This window comes from Opacimonas viscosa (assembly GCF_024199005.1).
GTDB lineage: Bacteria > Pseudomonadota > Gammaproteobacteria > Enterobacterales > Alteromonadaceae > Opacimonas > Opacimonas viscosa.
In genome coordinates this window covers 1-242 of sequence record NZ_JANATA010000293.1, presented here as the reverse complement: position 1 = coordinate 242, position 242 = coordinate 1, and the positions used below count along the sequence as shown (strand labels likewise).

Genomic DNA, 242 nt, shown 5'->3' with positions numbered 1-242 from the left:
CCCTAGGTTAGATACATAGTATCTGATAGAGACCTAAAAGTTTCTGTCCCCTTCGTCTAGAGGCCTAGGACACCGCCCTTTCACGGCGGTAACAGGGGTTCGAATCCCCTAGGGGACGCCATACATAAAAAGCCACCTTCGGGTGGCTTTTTTGTATCTAGTCACCAGGGAGATGAGAACTAAGGTTCGTGTCCGTCCGGTAATCACCACTACCCGAGCTTGATTACCCAAGGTAATAACGC

The 242-nt window shown here is 50.0% G+C and carries 1 tRNA gene; it reads left to right on the top strand.

What is annotated here, in order from left to right:
* Window positions 1-45 precede the first annotated feature (45 nt).
* Window positions 46-121, top strand: a tRNA-Glu gene (locus NLF92_RS13660).
* The last annotated feature ends 121 nt before the right edge of the window (window positions 122-242 follow it).